The organism is Pseudomonas sp. 05T35 (assembly GCF_056396605.1).
On the sequence record NZ_JBFTLU010000916.1, the window covers coordinates 1 to 544 of the forward strand.

The following is a 544-nucleotide window of genomic DNA, read 5'->3' on the forward strand; positions in this document are numbered from 1 at the left end:
GTCCTGCTCAATCCCAGTCGGGAGCGATACCTTTCGGGCTGGTCAGGCGCTGGCCACGTTCAAGCCCGGCGATCAGCGCCATATCGGCATCGCTCAACGTCAGGTCGCGGGCCGCCAGGTTGCTGTCGAGGTTGGCCCGTTGGGTCGAAGACGGAATCACCGCGTAACCCTGCTGCATGGCCCAGGCCAGCGTGACTTGCGCCGGGGTTGCCTGATGCCGCTCGGCGATCTGCTGGATGACCGGGTCCTTCAGGACTTCGCCGTAGGCCAAAGTCATGTAGGAGGTGATTTGAATACCCTGGCTCTGGGCGAACTCGACCACTGTGCGGTTTTGCAGGTAAGGGTGCAGCTCGATCTGATTGGTCGCGATGTTGTCTGCGCCGACCGCGTCGATGGCTTGTTGCATGAGGTCGACGGTGAAGTTCGACACACCGATCTGCCGGGTCAGGCCCAGCGCCTTGGCTTCCAGCAGGGCGCCCATGAATTCATGCACCGGCACCTGGTTTTCCGGGGACGGCCAGTGAATCAGCGTCAGGTCCAGGTA

1 protein-coding gene is annotated in these 544 nt (G+C 62.3%); it reads right to left on the bottom strand.

Annotated elements, in window-relative coordinates; all coding sequences use genetic code 11:
* Positions 1–7: 7 nt before the first annotated feature.
* A partial coding sequence (locus AC1DH9_RS30670) for an aldo/keto reductase (RefSeq protein ID WP_477809518.1) occupies positions 8–544 on the bottom strand: 537 nt, incomplete at its 5' end.